This is a genomic window from Campylobacter sp. RM16192 (assembly GCF_004803855.2).
Taxonomy (GTDB): Bacteria; Campylobacterota; Campylobacteria; order Campylobacterales; family Campylobacteraceae; genus Campylobacter_A.
In genome coordinates this window covers 987,451-1,013,144 of the sequence record NZ_CP012552.1, presented here as the reverse complement: position 1 = coordinate 1,013,144, position 25,694 = coordinate 987,451, and the positions used below count along the sequence as shown (strand labels likewise).

Here is a 25,694-nt window from a genome sequence, read left to right as displayed (position 1 = left end):
ATGAAAAGAATTTTGATATTTGTATTTGTGATTTTGTTTAGCGGATGTGCGGTAAAAAGCATAAATGAGGATTATAACAAGCTTATCTTGGATGAAAATTTAAGCCTAAATTTTGAGTTTGAGCAAGAGTGGTGGAAAGGGTATGAAAGAGCTGAACTAAACGAGCTTGTAAGACTTGCCTTAAAAAACAATACAAATTTGCTAAAAGTTGCGATAAGTATAAATAAAGCCTTAGCTCAAGCAGGAGTTGTAAGCGCAAATTTAATCCCGAATTTTAATGCAAATTTCACGGCTGATGTAAGTAAAAATTTAGAAGGCGATAAGCCTAGCAAAAGCTATAAAAGCGGCGTTTCGCTAAATTATGAAATCGATCTTTGGCAAAAGCTTGCAAACTCACGTGACGCTGCTCTTTGGGAGGCAAATGCTACGAAATTTGACGCCGAGGCTGCAAGGCTTGCGCTGATAAATAGCGTTGTGGATAGCTATTTTGAGATCATCTATCTAAACGAAAGTCTTGAGCTTTATGATGCCGCTCTTAAAAACTACCGCGAACTTGAAGCGATAACTAGAGCTAAATTCGAGCTTGGTAAAGGCGAAGAGCTATCTTTAAAGCAGATTCAAAGCTCGCTTTTAAATGCTCAAAACAAGGTCTTAAACGCGCAAAAAAATCTAAATTTAGCCAAACAGACTTTAAGGATATTGCTTGCCGAAAGCCCTGAATTTGAGTTTAAATTTGCCAAAATTTCACTTGAAAATATAAAATTTTTAGGTGTAAATTTAGATGCGGCGCTTTACGCTATCTCAAATCGCCCTGACCTAAAAGCGGCTATAGCTCGCATAGAAGAGAGCTTGCTAAATGTAAAAGTTAGCCAAAAGAGTTTTTATCCAAGCGTTAGCATTGCAGCTATCCTTAGCGGAAGCGGCGATCGGACAAGTGAAGCATTTTCGCTTAAATTTTTAGGCGGAAATTTAAATCTTAATTTGCCGTTTTTGAACTATTCTCGCCTTAAAAATAGCCTAAAAATTTCAGAGGCGAATTTTGAACTAGCTAAGATAAACTACTTTGAAACTTTGATAAAGTCCTTAAACGAGCTTGATACGGCGTATAAAAATTTAAAAAACGATGAGCTGCTTTTGAAAAATTACGAAAAGCAAGCCATAAATTTTAAAGAGATAAGCGAAATTTATAGGCTTAAATTTGATGCGGGCAAGGGCGAGCTAAAGGACTACTTGCAAGCTAGAAATAGCGAACTGGACGCTCGCTCTAACCTCATCTTACAGCGATATAAACTGCTGCAAGATGAGATAAATATATATAAGGCTATGGCGGGCAGGGTTAAATAAGAGCAGAAAATTAGAAGCTTTGATATTTTTGACATAGACGGCAATCAAACTTTATTCGCTCAAGAGGTGAAAAGCTTAAAAATAGATATTGCAAGAGGATTTAACTCCTCTTGGCGTAAAAATTCCTCTTAAATTCGCTAAATTTGCCCTGCATGATCGCCTCTCTCATCTGTTTCATCAAATTTAGATAGTAGTGCAGGTTGTGAAGGCTAGCTAGGCGGAAAAATGTAAGTTCGCGCGCTTTATATAGGTGATTTAAGTAGCCACGCGAGTAGTTGCGGCATGTGTAGCACGAGCACTCGTGGTCTATGGGCGCGTTGTCTTTTATAAATTTGGCCGATTTTATATTTATCTTGCCAAAGCTTGTAAACAAAGTGCCGTTTCGCGCATTTCTAGTAGGCATCACGCAGTCAAACATATCAACTCCGCGCTCCACGTTTTCTACCAGATCCTCAGGCGTTCCAACTCCCATGAGATAGCGCGGGCGGTTTGCGTCGATATATGGTATCACGCCTTCAACCGTATCATACATCTCCTCGTTGCTCTCTCCTACGCTTAAGCCACCTATGGCAAGTCCGTCAAAGTCCATGTCACACAGCGCTTCGGCGCAAAATTTACGCGCTTCGTAGTCGGTTCCACCTTGAATGATGCCAAATATATTTTGCGTTAAGCCTATGCCTTTTTGCTGGTTTGCTCTGTGGTAATCAATAGCTTCCTTAGCCCAATTTATCGTGCGTCTTATGCTAAGCTGGGCCCGCTTAGGCTCGGCAGGCAGGGCGATAAGATCATCAAGTATCATCATGATATCTGAATTTAGATCATACTGCGTATCAAGCACGCTCTTTGGCGTGAAGTAGTGAGAGCTGCCGTCGATATGGCTTTTAAAGTGGATCCCATGCTCGTCGGGCTTTGAAATTTTACTAAGAGAAAACGCCTGAAAGCCGCCGCTATCGGTTAAAAAAGAGCGGTTAAATTTGCTAAATCCATGAAGTCCGCCAAACTCTTTTACAACCTTGCTTGTCGGGCGCAGATAGAGGTGATATGTGTTTCCTAAAATGATCTTGGCGTTTAAAATTTCCATCATATCTATAGCGTCTAGGCTCTTAACGGCACCGACCGTTCCAACAGGCATAAAAACAGGAGTTTGGATGGTAGAATGAGTGGTTGTCAAAGTGCCTGCACGTGCGTTGCCGTCCGTTTTATCTATACTAAAAGTCATTTTGCTATAATATTCCTTTAAATTTGGAGTAGTTATGAAAAATATTTTGGTAATTGCAGATGGAATTGTAGCGAAACATTTCTTAGAAAGATTGTTTGTGGCTAAAAATAGCTCACATCATTATACTGTTATAACTTATAAAGACGATATTATACCTAGAAATTTAAGCTTGGAAAATTTCTCTTTTTATCGGTTTGATCCTACTAGCTTTGAAAGATTAAAAGGTGTAGTGAATGATTATTTTAGCCAGTTTATGGTAGTTGTAAATGATAGCTTTGATGCTGTAAATGTATATAAAAATTTAAGGCAAATTAGCAAGAAAACCGATATTTTGCTTATGGATATTTGGGGGCTCGAGGATAAGTGCATAGATGAAGACAAACATTTGACGATTCTTGACGAGAGAGATGTTATTACGGTTAAGCTTATTGATTCACTTCCTGATATGCCTTTGGTAGCCGATAATGTAGGACTTGGAAGAGGTGAGATAATGGAGGTTAAGGTGCCTGTAGGAAGCTCATATATGTATCGTCACGTAGCATCCATACCTCAAAAAAAGTGGCGTATAGTTATGATTTATCGTGGATCAAATTTTATGATCGCCACCCCATCATCAATGATATTGCCAAACGATACCTTGCTCATAGTCGGCGAGCCAAGCGTTCTTTTAAGCGTTTTTAGAAGTATCAAAAAAGAGACGGGGCAGTTTCCAAGCCCATTTGGATCAAATTTATACGCTCTAATAGATATGAAAAACATGAGCGAAGATGAATGCAGAAAACTTGTCGCAAGAAGTATTAAATTTAATAAACGACTCAACAATAAGCGACTTTATATCAAGGTCATAAACTCTATGATAAATGAGGTTTATGAAACTCTAAGAAGTATGAGCAATGAGTCTATAGTTGTTGAATTTAACTATTTTACCAGTAGTTGCGAGATCATAAAAGAAGATGTAACAAAGCACGATATAGGTATGCTAATAACTACAAATAGTTTTTTTGAAGCCAATAAAAGGCTGTTTTTTGACATAAAAAGGCCTATTATGACCATAGGCAAAAACAAGATAGAGGATATTTCAAAAGGCGTTGTTTTAAGTGGCGGAGAGGATATAGAGGGTCAGTCTGCGGCTATTCTTGATTGCTGCTCTCAGCTTGATATCCCTATTTCTTTATATCATTTTACTATTGGCAAGGCTAAAGACTCAAGTCTCGCAGAGCACTTTGACAACCTCTCTAGAATTTTCGGCAGAAAAGTAGAGATCATAGAGGACAGTGAAAAAAATCCGATATTAAAGCTAAAGAATGAGGAAAATTTGTTGCAGTTCATGTTATTTACTAAGAAAATGAGTAGAAAAGATCCTTTGGCGTCTATTTCAAATGACATGAATAGGCTTTATATGAGACTTAACAGTAATTATCAGATTTTTATACCAACAACTTAGTAAATTTAGATAGAATAAAATATATAAATATAGGGGATGCTTTGCAAATCGATATAAATTTAAAAGATATATCAAGAAACTATAAGGTCTATATAGATGAGCTTAAAGAGCTCAAATTTGATACGAAAGTAGCTATCGTTACTAATTCTAAAGTGGGTGGGTTACATCTTGATAGTCTGCTTGCTATTTTGAAGTGTAAAGAGAAATTTATCATTACCCTGCCTGACGGTGAAGAGTATAAAAATTTAAAGAGTATAGAAGAGATATTGGAACAGCTTTTTGTAAGCAGGCTTGATAGAGGCAGTGTGATAATAGCTCTTGGCGGTGGAGTCATAAGCGATATGGCTGGATTTGCAGCGAGTATCTATCAAAGAGGCATTAAATTTATAAATATTCCTACCACGCTTCTAGCTCAGGTCGATGCGAGTGTGGGCGGGAAAACCGGTGTAAATAATAAATTTGGCAAAAATTTAATAGGCTCTTTTTATCAGCCAATTGCCGTATATTGCGAGACAAAATTTCTAAAAACTCTTGCTAAAAGAGAATTCGCAGCAGGTGTTGCAGAGGCTATAAAAATGGCTGTTATGTTTGATAAAGATATGTTTGATTGGCTTGAAAAAACTGATTTGAGCGATAATGAAAATTTACAAAATTTGATCTTTAAAAGCGTATCTTTAAAAGCAAAAGCCGTTGAAAAAGATGAGACCGAAAAAGGCATTAGAGCTGTGCTAAATTATGGCCATACCTTTGCTCACGTTATAGAAAATGAAACCGGATATAAGAGATTTTTACACGGAGAGGCTGTGGCTATAGGTATGAATATGGCTAATTCATTGGCGGTTAAATTAGGTCTTTTAACAGATTTAGATAGAGATAGGATTAAAAATTTGCTAGTTAAATTTAATCTACCTGTAGAATATAAAATTGCAGATTTAGATGTCTTTTATGATGCGTTTTTCTTAGATAAAAAGAGCGAAAATTCAAAGATTAAATTTATTTTACCAAATGGTATAGGTGGATATGAGATAAGGCAAGATATCCCAAAAGATATTGTAATGCAAGTTTTAAGCGAGTTTAAATGAAAAAAATATTCGTTTTTTTACTATTTTTTGTATTTTCGTTTAGTAATAGTGAAGTAGCAATATCTGAATCAAACGCTACTACCGCTATCAAAGATACTGCCTTGCTCGATCTTAGGAATAAACTTATACCTATTAACGAAAAGCTTGCAGGCAATATTTGGATCACAAGGTATTCAAACTATAAAACATTTCAAAATTTAACAGATGAGCTTAAAACTATAGAGGCTATGCTTAAAAAGCAGAGCAAATCTAGCAGTAAAAGCACAATTGAGCTACAAAAAAAGCAAAACACTATCAAAGAACAGCTTGAGCTTTTAAAAGAATTTGAAAAAGCACCTTTTTCTAGCATGATAACGGCTCCTGAAATAGATAGTATGCAAAAGATCACGAACCCGATAGCTGTAATTTCTGGCTTTTCTTATATTAAGCAGCTTAGAAGCACTAAAGATGAATATAAGATACGTCTTGAGGGGCTTGATAGGATCATAGACGAGCTTAATAAGAAAGAGGAAATTTTATCTGAAATTGTAAGGCTTAGCGAAGATGAGACCTATAAAAATGAGCTGATTGATATTAGACAAGAAATTATCGAGTTTAAAGCGGCTGAAGATATTGCTCAGACTACATATAGCGTCTATGAAAAAAGGGTTATAGAGGCCATAAGTAGAGTGACCGAGGATATCAAGGCTCAAATGAAAAAGGCTATGAATATAGGGATTTTTATCCTTGTCGTTGTGGCTTTGTCGTTTTTATTTAAATTTATTATCAAAAAGACAATTACAGACAATGAGAGACTATATACTGCAAATAAATTTATAAATTTAGTAAATATAACTCTTATAATTCTGATTTTACTTTTTGCCTATATCGAAAATGTTACATATATAGTCACCGTGCTTGGTTTTGCTTCAGCTGGTATTGCTATCGCGATGAAAGATATGTTTATGAGTATGCTTGGCTGGATGGTTATAGTATTTGGCGGTAGTTTTCATGTTGGAGATAGAATCAAAGTCAGAAGAGACGGGGAAAATTTTGTAGGAGATATCATAGACATATCTCTTCTTAGAATGACTATATATGAGGATGTAACTTTTAATACCTATCAATTTAATCGCAGAGCTGGACGCATTATCTTTATACCAAATAACTATATTTTTACCGATCTTATAGCAAATTTCTCGCATCAGGGAATGAAAACCGTTTGGGATGGTATAGATATCACTCTTAGCTTTGAATCAAACCATAAAAAAGCTGTCTATATAATCAAAAATATAGTCAGAAAGTACTCTAAAGGCTATACAGACATAGCCAAAAAGCAGATGAGTAAGCTAAGAAATCAATATAGTATCAAAAATCCAAACGTAGAGCCTAGAATTTTTTCATTTATAGAGCCTCATGGGGTTAAAATTTCGGCTTGGTATATGACAAATTCTTTTGCCCCTATGGCGTTAAGAAGCACTATTAGCTCAGAAATTATAGAGAGCTTGCTAAAAGAGGATGATATAGTGATCGCATATCCTACTCAGACTCTTTATATGGATAAAAGAAGGAAGGCGAGCGATCCAAAACCTATAGAAAACAATGAAGAAATAATGTAATGCAGGCAAGAGAGAAGATATACTTTAAAACCTTTGGATGTCGCACAAATATATACGATACTGAACTTATGAAGAGTTATATAAAGGACTATGAGATCACAAATGATGAAAATGAAGCCGATATCGTAGTAATAAACTCTTGCACCGTCACAAATAGCGCAGATAGCGGCACTAGAAGCTATATAAATAGCGTTAAAAAACGCGGCGCAAAGGTAATACTCACAGGATGCGGCGCGGTTAGTAAGGGCAGGGAGCTTTTTGATAAAAGCTCTGTTTTTGGCGTTATAGGCGCAAGTAAAAAAGAAGATATAAATTCGCTTTTAAAGTTTGAAAATCCATTCTTCGAGCTTGGAAATTTAGAAAGTATCGATAAAAATATCGTCACAAACTACGAAAATCACACAAAGGCCTTTATAAAGATTCAGGAAGGGTGCGATTTTATTTGTAGCTACTGCATCATCCCTTCGGTGCGCGGCAAAGCAAGAAGTATGGATGAGGAAAGCATCTTGAAGGAAGCTAAAATTTTAGCCTCAAACGGCTACAATGAGCTTGTCTTAACAGGAACTAATATCGGTAGCTACGGCAAGGACACAAATTCATCGCTAGGAAGGCTGCTTCATAGGCTTGGCAGTATAAACGGTATAAAGCGAATTCGCCTTGGCAGTATCGAACCAAGCCAGATAGATGAGAGCTTTAGAGAAATTTTAAAAGAGAGTTGGCTGGAAAGACACCTTCATATCGCGCTTCAGCATACAAGCGAAGCAATGCTTAGGATAATGAGACGCAGAAATAGGACACTTAAAGATATCGAGCTGTTTTTGGAGCTAGCAGAGCTTGGCTTTGCACTTGGGACTGATTTTATCGTGGGACATCCCGGAGAGAGCGAGCAAATTTGGGCTGAGGCACTGGAAAATTTTAAGAAATTTCCACTTACTCACTTGCACTGCTTTGCTTACTCGCCAAGAAATAACACTCACTCGGCAACTATGAAGATCGATGTAAGCGGTAATGTGGCAAAAGAGAGGATGAGAACTCTTAAAGAGATAGTAGCGCAAAATAACCTTAAATTTAGAAACGACAACAAAGTGCCTTTAAATATCTTAGTCGAGCAGTTAAACGGCGAATTTTACGAAGGGTTTGATCAGTTTTATAATAAAGTCAAGATAAAAACAGATAGAGATATTGTCAAAGAGTGGACAATAGTGGATAAATACGATGTCAATAACGAGGCAAATTATGCAAAAATTTAAATTTAATAAGAAAAATATTATTGCTATTTTAGCGCTACTATTAATATGCTTGACGTCTATAGTGGCTTTTAAAAATCAGCCAAAAAATATTATGTATGATAGTTACGAAAAGCTACTTGATGACAATCTGATATCTGAAGCTACTATAGTGCAAAATGAAATTTTGATCACGACAAAAGGCGGGCATAAATACACTATCGTAAAAGATGGGATAGATATGAGCAAGTTAGTTCAAAAGGTACCCGTAAATGTGAAAAAAGAGCATCCTATAATAGAAGAAATTTTAGCTGTAATATTTCTTATAGCGATTGGATACGGTGTTTTATTTGTTTACGGAAGATACAAGCTAAAGAAAAAATCGGAAAACACAAGCGATGAGAAAATGGGAGTGTATGAGATTGAAAATATATTTACAAGCTCGGTTGTGCCGGCTATATCAAATGTAAGCTTTAGCGATGTGGCAGGCATAAAAGATGTGAAATTTGAACTTAGCGAGATAGTGGACTTCTTAAAAAATCCTGCCAAATACAGAAAATTTGGTATCAAAATGCCAAAAGGCGTACTTATGATAGGACCTCCCGGAGTTGGTAAGACACTTGTGGCAAAGGCTGTAGCAGGAGAGGCAAACGTGCCGTTTTTTTACCAAAGTGGAGCTGCATTTGTGCAAATTTACGTAGGAATGGGCGCAAAGAGGGTTAGAGAGCTGTTTTTAAAAGCTAAGGCTTATGCACCATCGATAATCTTTATCGACGAAATAGACGCAGTCGGTAAAGTGCGCGGCGGAAGCAGAAACGATGAGCGCGAGGCTACGCTAAATCAGCTTTTAACCGAAATGGACGGCTTTGAGGATAACTCGGGCGTCATAGTGATAGCCGCTACAAACAGGATTGAGATGATAGATGAGGCCTTGCTTCGCTCGGGTAGGTTTGATAGGAGAATTTATCTATCGATGCCTGATTTTTCAGACAGGGTCGAAATTTTAAAATCATATCTTAAAGATAAAAGCTCTAGCGTATCGCCTGAAGATATAGCTAAGATAAGTGTCGGTTTTTCGGGGGCTGCGCTTGCTACTTTAGTGAATGAAGCTGCTATAAACGCACTTAGAAATAACAAAGGCACGATAGATATGAGCGACTTTGAAAACGTGCTAAATAAAGTCTTGCTTGGCAAAAAGCGCGTGCTTAGCTATAACGACGAAGAGAAAAAAATTCAAGCCCTTTATCAAAGTGCAAAGGCACTAAGTGCGTATTGGTTTGGAGTTGAGTTTGAAAAAATTTCGCTTGTGGAAGATCATTTTAGAGCTACCGAACGCGAGATAGAGTCCAAGACTCAAATGCTTTCTCGCATAAAGGTATGTCTAGCCGGTATGAGCGCTCTAAAAGAGAGTAGGGATGACATCTTTTCAAACGCTCACAGCGATATAGCAAAGGCAAAAGAGATCGCTCAAAATATGGTTTTTGAGTATGGTATGGGCAAAACTCTAGTGCCAAATCCTGCTGATGTGGAGAGCATACTTCAAGAAGCGTATAGCGAGATATCGGAGTTCTTGCGAGGGATGAAGGCGCAAACGGAAAAAATTTGTGAGTACATCATAGCAAACGAGAGTATAGATAAGACAGCGATAAAGATAATAATACAAAGCTCTTATGAATAATTTGCAATAATATGCTAAAATCGCATATATTTTAACAATGGAGTAAAATTTATGAAGATAAAAATAGGAATTTTAACGCTTTCAGATAGAGCAAGCGAAGGTGCTTATGAAGATAAATCGGGACCTGCGATAAAAGCAGTGCTTGATGAGTGGATAACAAGTGAGCGCGAGTATATATACGAAGTAATCCCTGATGAGTTTGAACTTATAAAAGAACGACTTATAAATATGGTTGATAATCTAGGATGTAATCTGGTTTTAACCACCGGAGGAACGGGGCCTGCGGTTAGAGATGTGACTCCTGAAGCAACTGAAGCGGTATGCGAAAAGATGATGCCCGGCTTTGGTGAGCTAATGCGAGCGGCAAGCTTGAAATTTGTTCCTACGGCTATACTGTCACGCCAAACAGCAGGCATTAGAGGACGCGCCTTAATAGTAAATTTACCGGGACAGCCAAAGGCTATAAGAGAGTGCTTGGAGCCGATATTTCCTTCTATACCTTACTGTATTGATCTTATCGAGGGTGCTTATATAGAGACTGATGAAAATGTGATGAAGGTCTTTAGACCAAAGCAAAAGAAGATTTCTTAACTAATCAAAAGGAGAGCTTCAAATCTCTCCTTAATCTATTTTTTTGATTTTTTTATGTAAATATAAATTGCCGTTATGGCAGCTACTGCAACAAGCATTGCTAAGACTATATTTTTAAATAGCTCTTTATTGTAATCAGTTCCTAGATAATACCCCACAGCAAGTAAGATTGCCACCCAAATTCCTGCACCAAGTGTAGTATAAAGGCTAAATTTAAAAAGATTCATTTTAGCTAGACCTGCCGGAAGGCTTATATATTGACGAATTCCAGGGATTAGACGGCAGTTAAATGTAGAAATTTCGCCGTGTTTATTAAAGAAATTTTCAAATTTTTGCATCTTTTCTTCTGTAATTCGCACATATTTGCCGTATTTTAGTATGAGATCTCTTCCGAAAAAGTAGCATAAGTAGTAGTTAAACACCGCACCCGCTAAAGAGCCACCGGTGCCTGCTAAAAAAGCTAGGATTAGATTCATCTCACCTTTGCTTGCAAGATACCCAGCAGGTATCATAACTATCTCGCTTGGAAACGGGAAAAACGAGCTTTCTAAAAACATCATGCAAAATATGCCGACATATCCCCATTGCCCGACAGTCTCAACGATAAAATTTATAACTTCACTGAGCAAATTTAGCCTTTGTAGTAAAATTTGGATTTATATAAAAGCCTAAACTAAATGTTTAGGCTTTGGGTTGCATTAAAACGCAGGAAGAATAGCGCCTTCGTATTTACTCTCTATAAATTTTTTCACTTCAGCCGAATTTATAGCTTTATCTAAAGCTTTTATTTTTGGAGCGTTTTCATTGCCTACTTTTACAACCACGTAGTTCGTATAAGGGCTATCTTTGCTCTCAAGCGCAAGCGCATCTTTTGACGGATTTAGCTTCGCGTTTAAAGCGTAGTTTGTATTGATAACCGCGATAGTTACGTCACTTAGTGTTCTTGGAATTTGCGCTGCTTCGATCTCGCTAAATTTTAAATTTTTAGGATTTTCTACGATATCAAGCGGAGTTTTTAGAGGATTATCGTTTAGTTTGATAAGTCCTGCGCTTGCAAGCACGTCTAGTGCGCGGCTTTCGTTTGTAGGATCATTTGGTATCGCTACAGTGTCGCCGTTTTTTAGTTCGCTTAGATCTTTTATCTTAGCCGAATAAACTCCCATTGGCTCAAGGTGAACGCCTACAGTTTTAACCAGATGAGTACCTTTGTTTTTGTTAAATTCGTTTAGATATGGCAAGTGTTGAAAGAAATTTGCGTCAAGATCGCCATCTTCGGTTGCCAAATTTGGGATAGTGTAGTCGTTAAACTCTTTGATCTCAAGTTTAAACCCATCTTTTTCAAGTAGAGGTTTAACTACTTCAAGAATTTCTGCGTGAGGAACAGGCGTAGCGCCAACTATGATTGTCTTAGCTTTATCAGCCGAGCTTAAAGTTACTGCAAGTAGTGCACCAAGTAGAATTTTAGAAAATTTCATTTTTTTATCCTTTAAATTTATAAATACAGCTAATTCATTTAAAAGGATAGTATAGGCGGGAAGCTTATTAAATTTCTTTTTAAATGTTTAGCCAGAACTAAGCACTTAAAAAGAAATTTGTGCTTAGCGTTAGTCTTTCGACGACTTAAATTTTACACAACGACACATTTCGCACATATCTGATTTCATCTTCTATCCTTTCTTTCAAATTAAAATAATTTTGAGATTTTAGATAAAAAATATTTAAAAAAAAATAAAAGTAACAAAAAATGCTACTTTTTTGTTACTTTGTAGAGTAAATTTCCTATTGATTGAAAAATTTGAACCATTATGATTAGGATAACCACCGTATAAAGCATGATGTCAGGTCTAAAGCGCTGATATCCGTAGTTTATCGCTACTGCTCCAAGACCGCCTCCGCCGACCGCTCCAGCCATCGCTGAGAATCCAACGATAACTATCAAGGTAAGAGTTATGGCTGATATTATGCCGGGAAGTGCCTCAACGAACATTATCTTAAATATAATCTGCGAATTTGAGGCTCCAAAGCTTTTTGCGGCTTCGATTATGCCTTTATCAACCTCTTTTAACGCGCTTTCGATGAGCCTAGCGATAAAAGGAGCAGCACCTATGGTTAATGGAACTATCGCAGCCGTAGTGCCTATACTTGTTCCGACTATCATTTTGGTTAGCGGAAAAAGAACTATTATTAGTATTATAAACGGAAAGCTTCTAAGCGTATTTACAAGTATGTCAAGCACGAAATATAGCTTTTTGTTCGGCTTAAGTCCATCTTTATCGCTAAGCACTAAAAGCACCGCGGGGATAAGTCCAAGTGCAAATGCAAGCAGCGTGGAAACCAAGCTCATATAAAGCGTCTCGTTTATCGCAGGAAGTAAAATTCGCTCAAAGACATCAGGAAATTTAGAAAAATCTATCCTAAGCATCACGCTACCTCCCACAAGACGCCACTTTGTTTGACGTACTCTATCACTTTTGCCTCATCTTCTTTTTCTACGTTTATCACGAGTGAGCCAAGGACGTTTTCGTTTAGCTTTTCAAGCTTTCCCCAAACGATGTTAAAATCTACATTTAGAGTTCTAGCCATATGAGTGATAATGCTTTTTTGCGCTACTTCTTTTGGGAAAAACAGACGGATGTTTACTCCGCTTTGAGGCAAGATTTCAACTTCACCTAAAAACTCTTTCATCTTCTCATCCGGTTTTAAAAATAGATCCTCGATCCTACCTGAGCCTATGATTTTGCCGTGTTCTAGCAGGATCGCTCTATGTGAGGTTGATTTTACGACTTCCATTTCGTGAGTAACGATAACTATGCTTATTTTTAGCTCGCGATTGATCTTTTTTAAGAGCTCTAAGATAGAATTTGTAGTGTTTGGATCAAGAGCCGATGTCGCCTCATCGCTTAGTAAAATTTTAGGATTTAAGGCTAGCGCTCTAGCTATGGCTACACGCTGCTTTTGACCGCCACTTAGCTCGCCTGGATAGCTTTTTGATTTATTGCTTAATCCTACAAGATCAAGCAACTCACTTACTCTTTTTTGAATTTCGCTTTTTGGATATTTCCAAAATTCAAGCGGCGTTGCGACGTTTTCAAATACGTTTTTTCTAGCCATTAGCGCAAAGTGCTGAAATATCATGCCGACATCTTTTCTAAAATGTCTAAGTTCGTTTGCGCTGATATCTTTTATCTCTTTGCCATATACTTTTACAGAGCCACTTTGATAGCTCTCAAGTCCGTTTATGCAGCGAAGCAGGGTGGATTTGCCTGCGCCGCTATGTCCGACAAGTGCGAAAATTTCGCTCTCATTTACTGTAAAACTCACATCATCTATGACTTTTGTATCACCATAGTATTTAATCAAATTTGAAATTTCTATCATTAAGTTTATATGTCCTGTTATTTAAATAAAAAATAATAAATTACATAAAACCAGCTAAGAAATCCATGTATGATTGCCCATAAAATGCTTTTGTTTGCGCCCCAAGATAGAGCGACCGCAACAACAGTACCAAGTGTAAAACCACCAAATCCTAGACTTTTCATTATTATCCTTATTTAAATTTATTTGCTGAATTTTTTAAGCTCAGCTTCTACCTTTTCAAACTGGTCTTTTGCGCTTGCAAGGCCTGCTTTGTTTGTCTCTATGACATCGGTAGGGGCGTTTGCCACAAATTTTTCGTTATTAAGCATGTTTGAAAGCTTCATTATCTCTTTTTCAAGCTTGTTTTTCTGCGCGTTGAGTCTACTTATCATCGCCGACATATCAACGCCTTCAAGCGAGATAAATACCTCTAAATTTTCGCTTACGTCACATATTGCGTCATCTATCTTGTTGTTTACAAATTCGATCTGTTCGCATTTAGAAAGTAGGGCGATATACTCTTTTGCTTCGTTTAAATTTTCGCTTCTATTTAGCTTTACGTAAGCCTTTGAAATTTTAGAATTTCCAAGATCAATAGTCGCTTTTGCGCGTCTTATGGCAACTATTGCTTCGATTACTAGAGAAAAAATGCCTTCGATCTTTAAATTTTGCTCTTTTATCTCAGGATATCGCGAGATCATTATAGAGCCTGAGGTTTCCAAATTTGTGCTGCTTAGCTCGTGATATAGATATTCGCTGATAAACGGCATAAATGGACTTAGCAGCCTCATCGCCTCTTTAAATATGCTTCCAAGCTCTTTTACGCTACTTTTATCGGCTTTGCTAAGCTCAATTCCCCAGTCGCAAAACTCATCCCAGAGGAATTTGTAAAGTGCATTCGCAGCGTCGTTAAAGCGGTAGATATCTATATTTTCACGCACCTGCTTAACGCACTCGTTAAAGCGACTGTTTATATAAATTCCAAGCTTAGTTTTAAGCTCTATCTTATCAAGATCTTCAAATTTACTCTCGTTTAGTAGCAAATATTTGCTGGCGTTATAAAGCTTGTTGGTAAAATTTCTTACCAGCTTCATCTTATCTTCGCTAAGCTTTATGTCGCGTCCTTGAACAGCAAGCAGTGCCAGAGTAAAACGCAAGATATCGGCGCTATACTCCTCGATACTATCAAGCGGATCGATGACGTTTCCAAGGCTTTTACTCATCTTTCTGCCTTGCTCGTCCTTAACTAAAGCGTGCAGATAGATATCGCTAAACGGAAGCTTGCCAAGCGCGTTTTGTCCTTGAAACATCATCCTTGCAACCCAGAAAAATAGTATATCAAAGCCTGTTATCAGTAGGTTGTTTGGATAAAATTCTTTTAAATCCTCTTCAAACCATTTTTCGTTTTTAAGCTCGTCTCCATTTCCCCAGCCAAGTGTGCTAAACGACCAAAGCCCTGAGCTAAACCACGTATCAAGTACATCTTTATCTTGATGTATGTTTTTGCTTTTGCATTTTTTACATTCGGTAGGTTCGCCCTCATCGGCCCACTCATGACCGCACTCGTCGCAGTAAAAAACAGGAATTTGATGTCCCCACCAAAGCTGGCGAGATATGCACCAGTCTCTTAGCTCTCTCATCCAAGCGTTAAAGCTGTTTACCCAGTGTGCAGGGTAAAATTTAGCAAGCCCTGCGCTTACGTCGGCTATGGCTTGATCGGCGATCTCGCGCTTTACGAACCACTGTTTTGAGATGTAAGGCTCTACGACATTTTTGCAGCGGTAGCAGTAGCCTACTTGATTTTCGTAGTCTTCAATCTTTTCGATATTACCGATCTTTTTAAGCTCCGCCACGATGATATCTCTTGCTTCAAGTCTTTCAAGGCCTTTAAATTTATCGCACTGATCGTTTAGGATTCCAGCCTCATCAAAGCAGGTGATAAACTCCAAGTTATGGCGTTTGCCAACTTCATAGTCGTTCATATCGTGAGCCGGAGTAACTTTAACAAGTCCTGTTCCAAACTCCATATCCACGTGCTCGTCGGCTATGATCTCTATCTCTCGGTTGATGATAGGCAAGATTACTTTTTTACCTATCAAATGTTTATATCTTTCGTCGTTTGGATTTACCATTACGGCTGTATCGCCGAAGTAGGTTTCCGGACGAGTCGTGGCTACTACGATGTAGTCTTTGCTGTCTTTTAAAAAGTATCTGATATGATAAAGCTTGCCTTTGTTGTCTTTGTGCTCGACTTCGATATCGCTAAGCGCTCCGTCGTGCGTGCACCAGTTTATCATGTAGTTTCCGCGAACTATCGTGCCGTTTTCATAAAGCTTTACAAAGGCCTTTTTGACAGCTTTTTTAAGCCCCTCATCCATGGTAAATCTTTGGCGACTCCAAGCAGGCGTGATCCCAAGACGGCGCATCTGATGAACTATCATGCCACCGCTTTTTTCCTTCCATTGCCATACGCGATTTACAAACTCTTCGCGTCCTATGCTCTCTTTTGTTATTCCTTGAGCTAAAAGCTGCTTTTCAACGACGTTTTGAGTAGCTATACCTGCGTGATCAAGTCCCGGCTGCCAAAGCGTCTTGTAGCCGTCCATTCTTTTATATCTTGTCATTATGTCTTGAAGCGTAAAGGTAAGAGAGTGTCCTATGTGAAGCGAACCGGTTACATTTGGAGGAGGCATCATAATGCAAAATTTGCGACCTTCTTTTTGGATATCTTTGTTTGCATCAATCTCGAAATATCCGCGCTCTTCCCAAATTTTATAAAATTTTTCTTCAACCTCTTTTGCGTTGTAAAAACTCACTTCAAATCCTTTTAGGTTTGATCAAAAATGCTCGATTTTATCAGAATTTTACTAATAGGGCGATTAAATTTATAAGAGTAGATTTAAATTTAAGGTTGAAAGAGGAGGCTCTAGCTGGTAAAGCCACCTCTTTTTGGTTTATTTTACGATAAATTCTTTTTGAGCTAAATCGTAATCGTTCATGCTCTCATCATACATATTTTCGGTTATAACCGCAGGAAGCATGCATTTACCGCTCATCACAACTCGAAGCGGAGTGTAAAGAGTAAATGGCGTTTTATCTTTTTCGTTTGCAAATCCGGAATCAAGTGAATAAAAGCTAATTACTCTGTCATCTTGTATGTTTTGATGTTCTATATATAGAGTATTTTTAGTAGCCTTTGTCCTTAAATTTGGAGCTATGTTTTCGTTTATGATCTCAAAGCAAGGGCTTACCTGCTCGTTTATCACGCCGTTTCTTATGTAATCATCTGTCTTAATCATGAGTTTAGAGTATATCACGTCGTTTAACTTAAGGTTGTTGATATCTATCTCTTTGCCGTCTTTGCCGACAAATTTTCTCATGATATCAAGCCCTTTTTTATCAAATTTGTGATTTATCTCAAGCGGTTTATATGCCATACTTCTTACACTTAGATATACAGATGATCCAGATTCAGGAGTGACTGTAATTGCAGGCTTTTTAGGAGATATATCGATACTATTTAATCCGTCAAAAAGAATATCTTTGCCATCGTAGCTTATTTTAAATTTATTTCTAGATGAAGTATCTTTTATATAGGCTCTTAAAGCCATTAGAGTAAATGCACGCTCCTGAGTAGAATACATTTTATCTATATTTTTTATTAGATAGTTTGCCATCTCTTCGCTAAATGGATTTTTCTCAAAATGTCTAGCGTGAAGCAACAGTGCAAATGCAGTATTTCTCTTTCTTGAGCCAAAATTATCTGCTAGAGATTTTTCTTTACTATAAATTACATCACCTATTTGCTTAAGCGCATTTTCACTCTCTTTTTTAAGACCAACATTTTGAAGGATAGATGCCATTAAATAGGCTTCAAGAGAGGTTGAAAATTTCCTATTGTCATAAAGAGCATTGGCTGCAGATTTTTCAAGCTTATTTTGAGTGCTTAATACATAAGCTGCATATAGGGCTTGAAGATTGTCTTTTGAGCCAAAATTTATGAGCCAGATAAGCGCTTTGGACTTCACATTTTTATCAAGAGCAAATCCTGATTTTTCAAGCTCTAGAAGCGTATCTATAGCGTATATGGAGGCAAAATTATTGGTATAGCTTAACTCACCCCAATATCCGAAGCTTCCATCTGTTTTTTGCATTTTTATCAGATCTTTCATGCCGGCTACTATAAATCTCTTAATATCCGCCGCATCTATTCTTGATTTTGTGCTATTTTCATCGTTAAGCACTAAGGCGTTAAGCTCTAAAAGCTTACTTGAGCGTTGCTCTGAGCATCCGTAAGGATAGTTTATAAGCTTATCGCTATTTGCTCCAAGAAAGCTTTTTATAGAAGTTGAAGCATCTATTTTGATATCTTTAAATTCAGGGTCTAGTGTTAATGTCTTTTTTTCGCTTGCTTGAAAAGATGTCATATATGTGCTAAGCGGATATGGGTAAACTACGTCTAAATTTAATGAGTATGAGTAGCTCTCTTTGCCGTCATTTGCTTTAAATTTTAAGAATGATTTACCGGTAGAGTTTGCATCTATGGCAACGATTGTTTTTAAATTCTCGTTTGGCTTTAGAGTTATCTTCTCTTTTTCAAGTTTTGCATTTAAATTTGTATCCAAGCTAAGAGTTATCTCTTTCGTATCGTTTGTAGTATTTATAACTCTTAGGATGTAATTTATCTTATCGCCTTTTACCAAGTATGCAGTTTGTGTAGGTTTTAATATGATGTCATCTTTGACGTTAATTTCACTTATATCAAAACCAAGCTTACTTTCGCTCTTTGCTAAAACTGCTAGATTTATTTTTGAATTGAAATCCTCAGGAACCTCTACTTCAAAAGTTGCATTTCCGTTAGCATCAGCTTTTGTAGTTTGCATTTTGATATAAGTTTTTACGTTTTTCTTATCGACTGGAGTTGCAAATTTCGCCATTCTCATCTCCATTAGCGAGCTAGCCGTATCACCGCCAAAGCTTAGCACTTTACCGTCTTTTTTAAATCCGGTAATGCTGTCAAATATATCAAAATCAAGCACAGAATCCGCTATTGCTTTATTGAAGAAATCAAGAGGGCTTTTAAATTTTTGATTTGTTATCTGCAAAATTCCCTCATCTACAGCAAATAATGTAATTTCAGAATTAGGATCGGCTTTTACTTCCATCTTAAATTTAGAATTTGACCTTACTACATTTGGAGCCTTTGCTTTTACTTCCATATTTCTTTCTTTATGTTCTGCTTTGGCATAAACCTTATCGTATGCCCTAAACGGAAGTATATCACTATCGGCTACTCTTATGATGAGAGCGCTTACATATAATCCCTCAAAGTCAAAATCCAGATCAAATTTTACATTGGCTGAGTTATTTTGGATATTTAAAATTTTATGTTTTTTTACCCCGTTGCTTTCAAGTGTAACGAGTGCCATAGCGTTTTTGAGTACAGAGCTTACATCTACACTCATCACATCGCCTTTTTTATAGCTCTTTTGATTTAGTTTTATTTGAGCTTTTGCCAGTTCTTTTGTAGGAGCAAGTGAGCCGTAATCCCAGCCGCTGACATATATATTTATGCTTGAACTATGTCCGCTTATAGTATCCGTTACGACTACTTTGTAATCTCCGCTTTGAGAGAAGCTGTAAGAAAATGTATTTGTAGATTGCGATACTTTAGATATGCTTTCATAGTTTTTATTCCATCTCATCACACCTTCTTTATCTAGGTTGTAATTCCATACTCCTCTTTTTATATCTATTACTTTTTCTATTCCTTGTTTTTCTTCGCCACTTAGAGGATCTATGTTGATGAAGTTAAAATTTACATTGTTATTAACCTCTGTAAAGTCGGTATCAGCCTTAATTCCCACCATAGTTTCAAAAGGATAGATAGTTAGACTTTTACTTGCCGATATATTTTTACCATCATCATTGATATTAAAGACCAAGGTAGCACCAATTACGCTTGCAACCTTTTTTTGCCCTATAAGTGGTTTTATTATCTTTGTGCTCTTGCCGTCTTTGTCAAGCTTTATATCTTTAAATATCTGGTCAAAGTATATTTTAGAGTATTCACTATTACTAAAATTATAATTTTTATATTTATCATTTAAATACTCTTTTTGATACATATTTAGCTCTATGTTGCCTTTTAAATCACCAGCAGGAGCGCCAAATAGATAGTTGCTTTGTAGGCTAACTTCTATTAGTTCATCTTTGGTATAGGTATCTTTATTTAGAGTTATGTTATTTTTTATACGTTGAGGGGTAAAGGACTCAACTGAGAAATTTTGAGAAGTTAGTATTCTGTCTGCGAAAATAACTTCAAATTTAAACGATCCGCTAAGTTCTGAATTTACACTCTCGTCAAAATTTATCACTCCAAGCCTATCTGTCTTTACCGATTTATTGAGTATTGTTTTGTTTTGAGGATCTTTTATTTTAAGTTTTACAGGCATTTCAGATAGAGCGCTAAATAGAGCGTTTTTGATTATTATCTCTCCTTTTATTGTATCTGATGGACGAATTATATCGCTCGCAAAGTGTAAATAAGCGCTGTAAAGTTCATTTGGAGCTTTCTTTGGATAATAGCCATTTTCGTTTAAATTTTTGCCCTGAGTCAAGATTATAAATCCTTGCTCTTTGCCTATGGTTACGACAGCAGATGAAGCCTCTTCACCGATATTTTTCTTATTAAATTTAAATATGCCCTCATCGTTTGTTATTCCGTTTGCTAAAATTTCGTTTTTGTTGGAATAAATTTTTACATCCGCGTTTGCTACCACAGCATTTTGACTAAGTCTATTAGCAAATAAAAAGATCTCATCTTTAGCCAGTTTGACGCTTACGCCTATATCTGTTAAATATACTACTTTAGATGTGCTTTTTTCTTTATCGTAATATATTGTTATAAGATATACTCCATCTCCACTATCTGCGAAGTCAAGCTTGATCTTATGTTTTGAAATTTCATTTAAAGTCCCGCCAAGCTCATAGTTTTTACTTGTTACCTCTTTAACTAAAGGCGATAGGTCTTCGTTTGAAAAATTTAAGAAGTATCTATAGTTTTGATCCATTAGTTTTTCTACTACTACTTTTGCAGTGCTTGTATTGACGCTTTCTATGGCTATCTCGCCGATATTTGACATATATGGAGCATTTTGTGGATCGCTAAATTTTAAAAACGGTTTTAAATTTCCAAATTTGATTTTAAATTCAGCACTCTCTCTTAGTAATGAATACCTATCTCCAAATCCTTTTAAATATCTTATTTTATATTCTGTATTCGGTTTAAATTCATCGCTTGTGACATCAATGTAATAATAGTGATCTTGCGGTATATCTTCTTTCTCTGTATAATTCGTATACTCAATCTCGCTAACTTTAAAATTTTTAACTCCGTCTATACTTACAAATTTATGAAAATTTCCATAATCAAGCCAATTTTTTAAATATAGTCTTATGGCTAATTTTCCATTATCTAGACTAACTGCTTTAGGGGCGGTTAGAAGCATAGTTTTAGCCTCTGGATTATCCACAAACATCTCTTCTGTCGTAGGCTCTTGAGGTATTGCGTAGTTATTATCCAAATTTATTCCAGAGGTGCTTTTTAGATTATTTGATACGTCAAATATCAAATTTTCTCCGCTACTAAGTAGTTTTACATTAAAGTTATTCTTTGTTTTGCTTGTGATTTTGTATTTGATATCGTTTTTCGCTAGATTTTTTCTCTCGTAAATTTTAAAATTTTTAACAAATTCCTCTTCTTTAACTTCGTCATTAAAGCCTATCAGATAATCACTTTTAGAGTATTCTACAAATTTGTCTAATACAAAATCCCCGCTGTAAAACCCGGACGAAGTTTTATCTTTAATGCAGTTGTAATCAATACCTTTTACAAGTGGTTTTGTAAGATAAAGCGTGATATCGTTGTTTCCGTATTCGTATACTCCTTCAAGTTCTGGTGTGCATGTTAGAAGTTTTTTATGCGTCATCGTTCCAATTAGTGACGATGTAGCCTTTTTTTCGTATTTTACTCCAAAGATTAATACTCTATCATCAGGCGCTCTAAAATCACCCGTAAGAGTGAAAGCATTTAGGCTCAAACATAGCATAAGAGTAGCTGCTGTAGATCTAAATAACATCAAAACCTCCTTATTTCTATTTTTATTTCGCTTAAATTTGAATTCTCATCCAGACAACCTATTTTGTGTTCACCTTCTTTTAGAATTAGCATTTTTTCGGCTGCGTTTGTGGTCTTATTAAACTCTTCGTCATCTATTTTGTAATAAATTTCATCTCCAATATATGCGTAACATTTTAGCATAACTTTAGTTTCCTTCTCATTACTCATTATTATTTGTTCGTTAAAAGGTGAGGCTATTAGAGGCTTATGGTTTTTAAATTTATAAAAGCAGGGGCTGTCTTTTATATCTTGTTTTGAAATTTTATTGTTTTTTAGTAAGAAATCCACCTCTTCACTTCTTATACTATCGCAATCATCTTTTAGTTCAACATCGCTTATAAGCTCATCAATTTGTATATTTTTACACTCTTTAAATTTAAATGCGTCCAGACAGCTCTCTTTTTCTTCGATTCCGTTTGGAATATCGATAAAAGATAGACTCTCTTGTTGAGCTAAAATTTTAAAAATATCAAAAACAACCTTGGAGGCATCAGAAAATCCGCTTAAATTTTTAGTCTTTTTACCGTTAAAATTTCCAAACCATACCGCTATTGTGTAGTCTTGATTAACTCCTATGGCATATATATCTCTTGATCCATAACTAGTGCCGGTTTTAAAAGCGATTTGCGGGGTATCCTTTGCATATTGCCATGTAACTCCTAGGTAGCTTCTGGCTGCCTTTGATAGCATTTTTGCAGTTAGATACGCACTTTGTTCGCTTATTAGACGTTTGTTTTCTCCTACTGTTTTTCCTGCGACTTCAAGAGGTTTTAACTCCCCTTTATTGGCGTAGATTGTATATAAGTGGGCTAAATTTAATAGGCTCATTTCAGCGCTTCCTAATGATATGCTGTCGCCGTAAAATTCTTTTGTATTTTTTACTAAATTTATCTCTTTTAGCATCTCGTATAGTGAGTTTTCTTTAAGTTTGTGATTTAAATTTACAGCAGGTATATTTAGGCTAAGCGCTAAGGCCTCTGTAGCCGAAACTATGCCCAAAAATTCGTTATCGTAATTTTTTGGATTGTATTCTCTTATGAAAATTTCAGTATCTATCATCTCTTTTTTAGGGGTTATGAAGCCTTGATCAAGTCCTAATGAAAATATAAAAGGTTTTAGAGTAGAGCCTACGTTTCTACTCATAATCACTCCGTCATTTTCTCCGTCTAAAGCCTTTTCGTTATGTGAGCCAACATATGCAGCCACACTCATTGATCTATTATCTATGATTATACCGGCTGCATTTTTGGCGTTTTTATCTATCATTAAATCTGAGGCTATTTTTAGATTTGTTTCTAAAATATTTTGTAAATTTAGATTCAGATTCGAGTTTATAACTCCGTTTTTAATAGCGATTAAAGAGTATTGCTTGGCATTTAAAGGCGCATTGAAGCGTTTATTTTTAAATGGCTCGCTTCTGGCTCTTTGATATTGGCTCTTGTCTATTATTTTAGCCTTATACAGCAAAGTTACTACGCGGTTTTTTAAAGTATTTATGTTTGATTTTTTATCAAGGCGATTTGCGTTCGGATTTTTTGGGATCGTGCTAAGAAGAGCCATTTGAGCAATGCTTAGATCTTCTAAATTTTTATTAAAATAAAACCTCGCAGCCGCTGCAACGCCTTCTATATTGCCGCCATAAGGAGCGAGATTGAAATAAAATTTTAAAATTTCATCTTTTGTGTAGTGCCATTCAAGCTGAAAGGCGGTAAAAATTTCTTTTATTTTATTAGCGTATGTGCGCTCTTTTGGGCTCATCATGCGGGCTACTTGCATGGTTATCGTTGAAGCACCTATGCGGTTTTTGTGCGTTAGGTTGTGAAAAGCAGCTCTAGTCATAGAAAAAGGATTAAATCCAAAATGGTAGTAAAAGTATCTATCTTCAAAGAGTAAAACGCTATCTTTGAGCGTTTGTGGGATATTTTGCGCCTCAAAACGCCAAATTTCATCGCTACTTGGGCGCATAGAAATAATCTCGCCATTTTTATCAAACAATATCGAAGAATTTTCTCTAGTGAGCATTTTCGTATTTAAAGGGAAGGCAAAATCAAGTATTAAAAATGCCAAGAAAAGAGATGCGATAAAGATAAAACCAAATTTAGCAAATTTAATAATTTTATTCTTCATTTTAAAATTATAACAGATTTTATAGGCAAAGCTAACGTAGTTATCCTTTATTTATTAATTATGATATAAAATATCAAAAATAATTTAAAAGGATCATTTATGCAATATAGAATAGAAAAAGACACTATGGGCGAAATTCAGGTGCCAAACGATAAGTATTGGGGCGCTCAAACCGAAAGAAGTTTTGAGAATTTTAAAATAGGCGAAGAGAAGATGCCAAAAGAGGTCATCAAAGGCTTTGCGTATCTTAAAAAAGCTTGCGCCATAGTCAATCACAAGCTAAACAGGCTTGATGAGGCAAAAACTAAAGCCATATCACAAGCCTGCGATGAGATCATAGACGGCAAACTGTGCGGAAATTTCCCTCTTGTAGTCTGGCAGACAGGTTCAGGCACTCAGTCAAACATGAACCTAAATGAAGTTATCGCAAACAGAGCCACTGAAATTTTAGGCGAGAACTTTAGAGTAAAAAAACTCGTTCATCCAAACGATGACGTAAACAAGGGTCAAAGCTCAAACGACACCTATCCGACCGCGATGAGAATAGCCTTTGTGATAGAGATTCAAAAGCAGCTTTTGCCCGCTATCGACAAGCTTAAAAAGACTTTAGAGAGCAAGAGCGAGAAATTTAAAGATATAGTCAAAATAGGGCGCACGCACCTTCAAGACGCTACTCCGCTAACCCTTGGACAAGAGCTTAGCGGATATGTCGAGATGCTAAGAAAAGCGCAGCTTCAAGTAAATGACTCGATGAAATATCTTTGCGAGCTTGCTATCGGCGGAACCGCCGTAGGGACGGGACTAAATTCGCACCCTGAGTTTTCAAATTTAGTAAGCGAAGAGTTAAACAATCTAACTAAAAGCAAGTTTAAATTTATCTCTCATCCTAATAAATTTCACGGGCTTACAAGCCATGACGGCGAGGTGTTTTTAAGCGGTGCGCTTGACGGACTAGCTGCAAATTTGATGAAAATCGCAAACGACATAAGATGGCTTGCAAGCGGTCCAAGATGCGGTATAGGCGAAATTTTTATCCCTGAAAACGAGCCAGGAAGCTCCATAATGCCGGGCAAAGTAAATCCGACGCAGTGCGAAGCGATGACGATGGTATCGGTTCAGGTCATGGCAAATCACTTTGCGGTAACTCTTAGCGCCTCTCAAGGAAATTTCGAGCTAAACGTGTTTAAGCCGGTGCTTACTTATAACTTGCTTCAATCAATCAGGCTTTTAAGTGACGCGATGATAAGCTTTAACGATCATTGTGCTGTGGGGATTGAACCGAATTTAAAAGTGATAGACGGCTATTTGCACGGCTCGCTTATGCTAGTAACCGCGCTAAATCCTTATATAGGATATGAAAATGCAGCTAAAATAGCTAAAACCGCTCATCAAAACAGCACCACGCTAAAAGAAGAGGCTGTAAATTTAGGAATTTTAACAGCTGAAGAGTTTGACAAATACGTTCGTCCTGAAGAGATGACCTATCCTAAAAAATAAATTTGATTTAAATTTTACCCTTTCGCTTGATTTTTTTAACTTTTTGCGAGTGGGTAAAATTTATTTTACTTTAAATTTAGCTACAAAAAACATACAAAAAATAAAAAAGCAAATTTGGCATATTTTCAAATAAATCAAATATTTTAAATAAAAATTTCATTTAAATAAAAATCAGAGTATTTTTATCTTAAATCTTATTTTTGATAATTTATATAATAATTTTAAGTATATATTTTTATTTTAAAATAATGAAAATAGCATATTTCTAAAAAATATATTAATCAATTATTATAAAAAAAAATTAATATATTTTATAAATAATAAACAATGAGAATTAATAGTAATA

General features: G+C 36.3%; 17 protein-coding genes. 8 read left to right on the top strand and 9 right to left on the bottom strand.

The window, feature by feature from the left end; all coding sequences use genetic code 11:
• The gene (locus CDOMC_RS05170; RefSeq protein ID WP_172128510.1) at positions 1–1,344 is read left to right on the top strand and encodes a TolC family protein; all 1,344 of its coding nucleotides are present in this window, start codon (positions 1–3) and stop codon (positions 1,342–1,344) included.
• 100 nt (positions 1,345–1,444) lie between these two features.
• Here CDOMC_RS05170 and tgt read toward each other — a convergent pair whose 3' ends face one another.
• The gene (gene tgt, locus CDOMC_RS05165; protein WP_172128508.1) at positions 1,445–2,563 is read right to left on the bottom strand and encodes a tRNA guanosine(34) transglycosylase Tgt; all 1,119 of its coding nucleotides are present in this window, start codon (positions 2,561–2,563) and stop codon (positions 1,445–1,447) included.
• Positions 2,564–2,597: 34 nt separating this feature from the next.
• On the opposite strand from tgt, the gene CDOMC_RS05160 reads away from it, so the two are divergent.
• From CDOMC_RS05160 to mog, 6 genes are read left to right on the top strand one after another with little or no spacing between them, the layout of a single operon-like run.
• Positions 2,598–4,007, top strand: coding sequence for a COG3400 family protein (locus CDOMC_RS05160; protein WP_172128506.1), 1,410 nt, complete (start codon positions 2,598–2,600; stop codon positions 4,005–4,007).
• A 41-nt stretch (positions 4,008–4,048) separates the two neighbouring features.
• The gene (gene aroB, locus CDOMC_RS05155; RefSeq protein ID WP_172128504.1) at positions 4,049–5,089 is read left to right on the top strand and encodes a 3-dehydroquinate synthase; all 1,041 of its coding nucleotides are present in this window, start codon (positions 4,049–4,051) and stop codon (positions 5,087–5,089) included.
• Positions 5,086–6,687, top strand: coding sequence for a mechanosensitive ion channel family protein (locus tag CDOMC_RS05150; RefSeq protein ID WP_172128502.1), 1,602 nt, complete (start codon positions 5,086–5,088; stop codon positions 6,685–6,687). The genes aroB and CDOMC_RS05150 overlap by 4 nt, the downstream gene beginning before the upstream one ends.
• Positions 6,687–7,937 carry a tRNA (N(6)-L-threonylcarbamoyladenosine(37)-C(2))-methylthiotransferase MtaB gene (gene mtaB / locus CDOMC_RS05145; protein WP_172128500.1) on the top strand — a complete coding sequence of 417 codons (1,251 nt, stop codon included), beginning with the start codon at positions 6,687–6,689 and terminating at the stop codon, positions 7,935–7,937. The genes CDOMC_RS05150 and mtaB overlap by 1 nt, the downstream gene beginning before the upstream one ends.
• Positions 7,924–9,591: an ATP-dependent metallopeptidase FtsH/Yme1/Tma family protein gene (locus CDOMC_RS05140; RefSeq protein WP_172128498.1), complete on the top strand. Its 1,668-nt coding sequence runs from the start codon at positions 7,924–7,926 to the stop codon at positions 9,589–9,591. Before mtaB ends, CDOMC_RS05140 begins: the two co-directional genes overlap by 14 nt.
• A 51-nt stretch (positions 9,592–9,642) precedes the next feature.
• Entirely contained in the window at positions 9,643–10,182 is a 540-nt protein-coding gene (gene mog / locus CDOMC_RS05135; protein ID WP_172128496.1) for a molybdopterin adenylyltransferase, read from the top strand.
• Between the two features lie 35 nt (positions 10,183–10,217).
• On the opposite strand, the gene CDOMC_RS05130 is transcribed toward mog, so the two are convergent.
• From CDOMC_RS05130 to pbpC, 8 genes are all read right to left on the bottom strand, one after another.
• Positions 10,218–10,811 (bottom strand): DedA family protein, encoded by a 594-nt coding sequence (locus tag CDOMC_RS05130; protein WP_170000777.1) that lies wholly within the window; start codon positions 10,809–10,811, stop codon positions 10,218–10,220.
• 69 nt (positions 10,812–10,880) lie between these two features.
• The gene (locus CDOMC_RS05125; protein ID WP_172128494.1) at positions 10,881–11,657 is read right to left on the bottom strand and encodes a MetQ/NlpA family ABC transporter substrate-binding protein; all 777 of its coding nucleotides are present in this window, start codon (positions 11,655–11,657) and stop codon (positions 10,881–10,883) included.
• A gap of 272 nt (positions 11,658–11,929) precedes the next feature.
• Positions 11,930–12,604 (bottom strand): methionine ABC transporter permease, encoded by a 675-nt coding sequence (locus CDOMC_RS05120; protein ID WP_172128492.1) that lies wholly within the window; start codon positions 12,602–12,604, stop codon positions 11,930–11,932.
• Positions 12,604–13,560 (bottom strand): methionine ABC transporter ATP-binding protein, encoded by a 957-nt coding sequence (locus CDOMC_RS05115; protein ID WP_172128490.1) that lies wholly within the window; start codon positions 13,558–13,560, stop codon positions 12,604–12,606. Before CDOMC_RS05115 ends, CDOMC_RS05120 begins: the two co-directional genes overlap by 1 nt.
• Before the next feature lie 17 nt (positions 13,561–13,577).
• Positions 13,578–13,724, bottom strand: coding sequence for a hypothetical protein (locus tag CDOMC_RS05110; RefSeq protein ID WP_172128488.1), 147 nt, complete (start codon positions 13,722–13,724; stop codon positions 13,578–13,580).
• A gap of 18 nt (positions 13,725–13,742) precedes the next feature.
• On the bottom strand, positions 13,743–16,358 hold the full coding sequence (locus CDOMC_RS05105; RefSeq protein WP_172128486.1) for a valine--tRNA ligase: 2,616 nt from the start codon (positions 16,356–16,358) through the stop codon (positions 13,743–13,745).
• A 138-nt stretch (positions 16,359–16,496) separates the two neighbouring features.
• Positions 16,497–21,683 (bottom strand): alpha-2-macroglobulin family protein, encoded by a 5,187-nt coding sequence (locus CDOMC_RS05100; RefSeq protein ID WP_172128484.1) that lies wholly within the window; start codon positions 21,681–21,683, stop codon positions 16,497–16,499.
• The gene (gene pbpC, locus CDOMC_RS05095; RefSeq protein ID WP_172128483.1) at positions 21,683–23,851 is read right to left on the bottom strand and encodes a penicillin-binding protein 1C; all 2,169 of its coding nucleotides are present in this window, start codon (positions 23,849–23,851) and stop codon (positions 21,683–21,685) included. The genes CDOMC_RS05100 and pbpC overlap by 1 nt, the downstream gene beginning before the upstream one ends.
• 99 nt (positions 23,852–23,950) lie before the next feature.
• Here pbpC and fumC point away from each other — a divergent pair, with 99 nt between their 5' ends.
• Positions 23,951–25,348 (top strand): class II fumarate hydratase, encoded by a 1,398-nt coding sequence (fumC, locus tag CDOMC_RS05090; RefSeq protein ID WP_172128482.1) that lies wholly within the window; start codon positions 23,951–23,953, stop codon positions 25,346–25,348.
• Positions 25,349–25,694 lie beyond the last annotated feature (346 nt).

Coding starts and splice junctions, on each gene's coding strand:
- CDOMC_RS05170 (WP_172128510.1), top strand. CDS start 1: ATGAAAAGAATTTTGATATTTGTATTTGTGATTTTGTTTAGCGGATGT.
- tgt (WP_172128508.1), bottom strand. CDS start 2,563: ATGACTTTTAGTATAGATAAAACGGACGGCAACGCACGTGCAGGCACT.
- CDOMC_RS05160 (WP_172128506.1), top strand. CDS start 2,598: ATGAAAAATATTTTGGTAATTGCAGATGGAATTGTAGCGAAACATTTC.
- CDOMC_RS05150 (WP_172128502.1), top strand. CDS start 5,086: ATGAAAAAAATATTCGTTTTTTTACTATTTTTTGTATTTTCGTTTAGT.
- mtaB (WP_172128500.1), top strand. CDS start 6,687: ATGCAGGCAAGAGAGAAGATATACTTTAAAACCTTTGGATGTCGCACA.
- CDOMC_RS05140 (WP_172128498.1), top strand. CDS start 7,924: ATGCAAAAATTTAAATTTAATAAGAAAAATATTATTGCTATTTTAGCG.
- mog (WP_172128496.1), top strand. CDS start 9,643: ATGAAGATAAAAATAGGAATTTTAACGCTTTCAGATAGAGCAAGCGAA.
- CDOMC_RS05125 (WP_172128494.1), bottom strand. CDS start 11,657: ATGAAATTTTCTAAAATTCTACTTGGTGCACTACTTGCAGTAACTTTA.
- CDOMC_RS05120 (WP_172128492.1), bottom strand. CDS start 12,604: ATGCTTAGGATAGATTTTTCTAAATTTCCTGATGTCTTTGAGCGAATT.
- CDOMC_RS05115 (WP_172128490.1), bottom strand. CDS start 13,560: ATGATAGAAATTTCAAATTTGATTAAATACTATGGTGATACAAAAGTC.
- CDOMC_RS05110 (WP_172128488.1), bottom strand. CDS start 13,724: ATGAAAAGTCTAGGATTTGGTGGTTTTACACTTGGTACTGTTGTTGCG.
- CDOMC_RS05100 (WP_172128484.1), bottom strand. CDS start 21,683: ATGTTATTTAGATCTACAGCAGCTACTCTTATGCTATGTTTGAGCCTA.
- pbpC (WP_172128483.1), bottom strand. CDS start 23,851: ATGAAGAATAAAATTATTAAATTTGCTAAATTTGGTTTTATCTTTATC.
- fumC (WP_172128482.1), top strand. CDS start 23,951: ATGCAATATAGAATAGAAAAAGACACTATGGGCGAAATTCAGGTGCCA.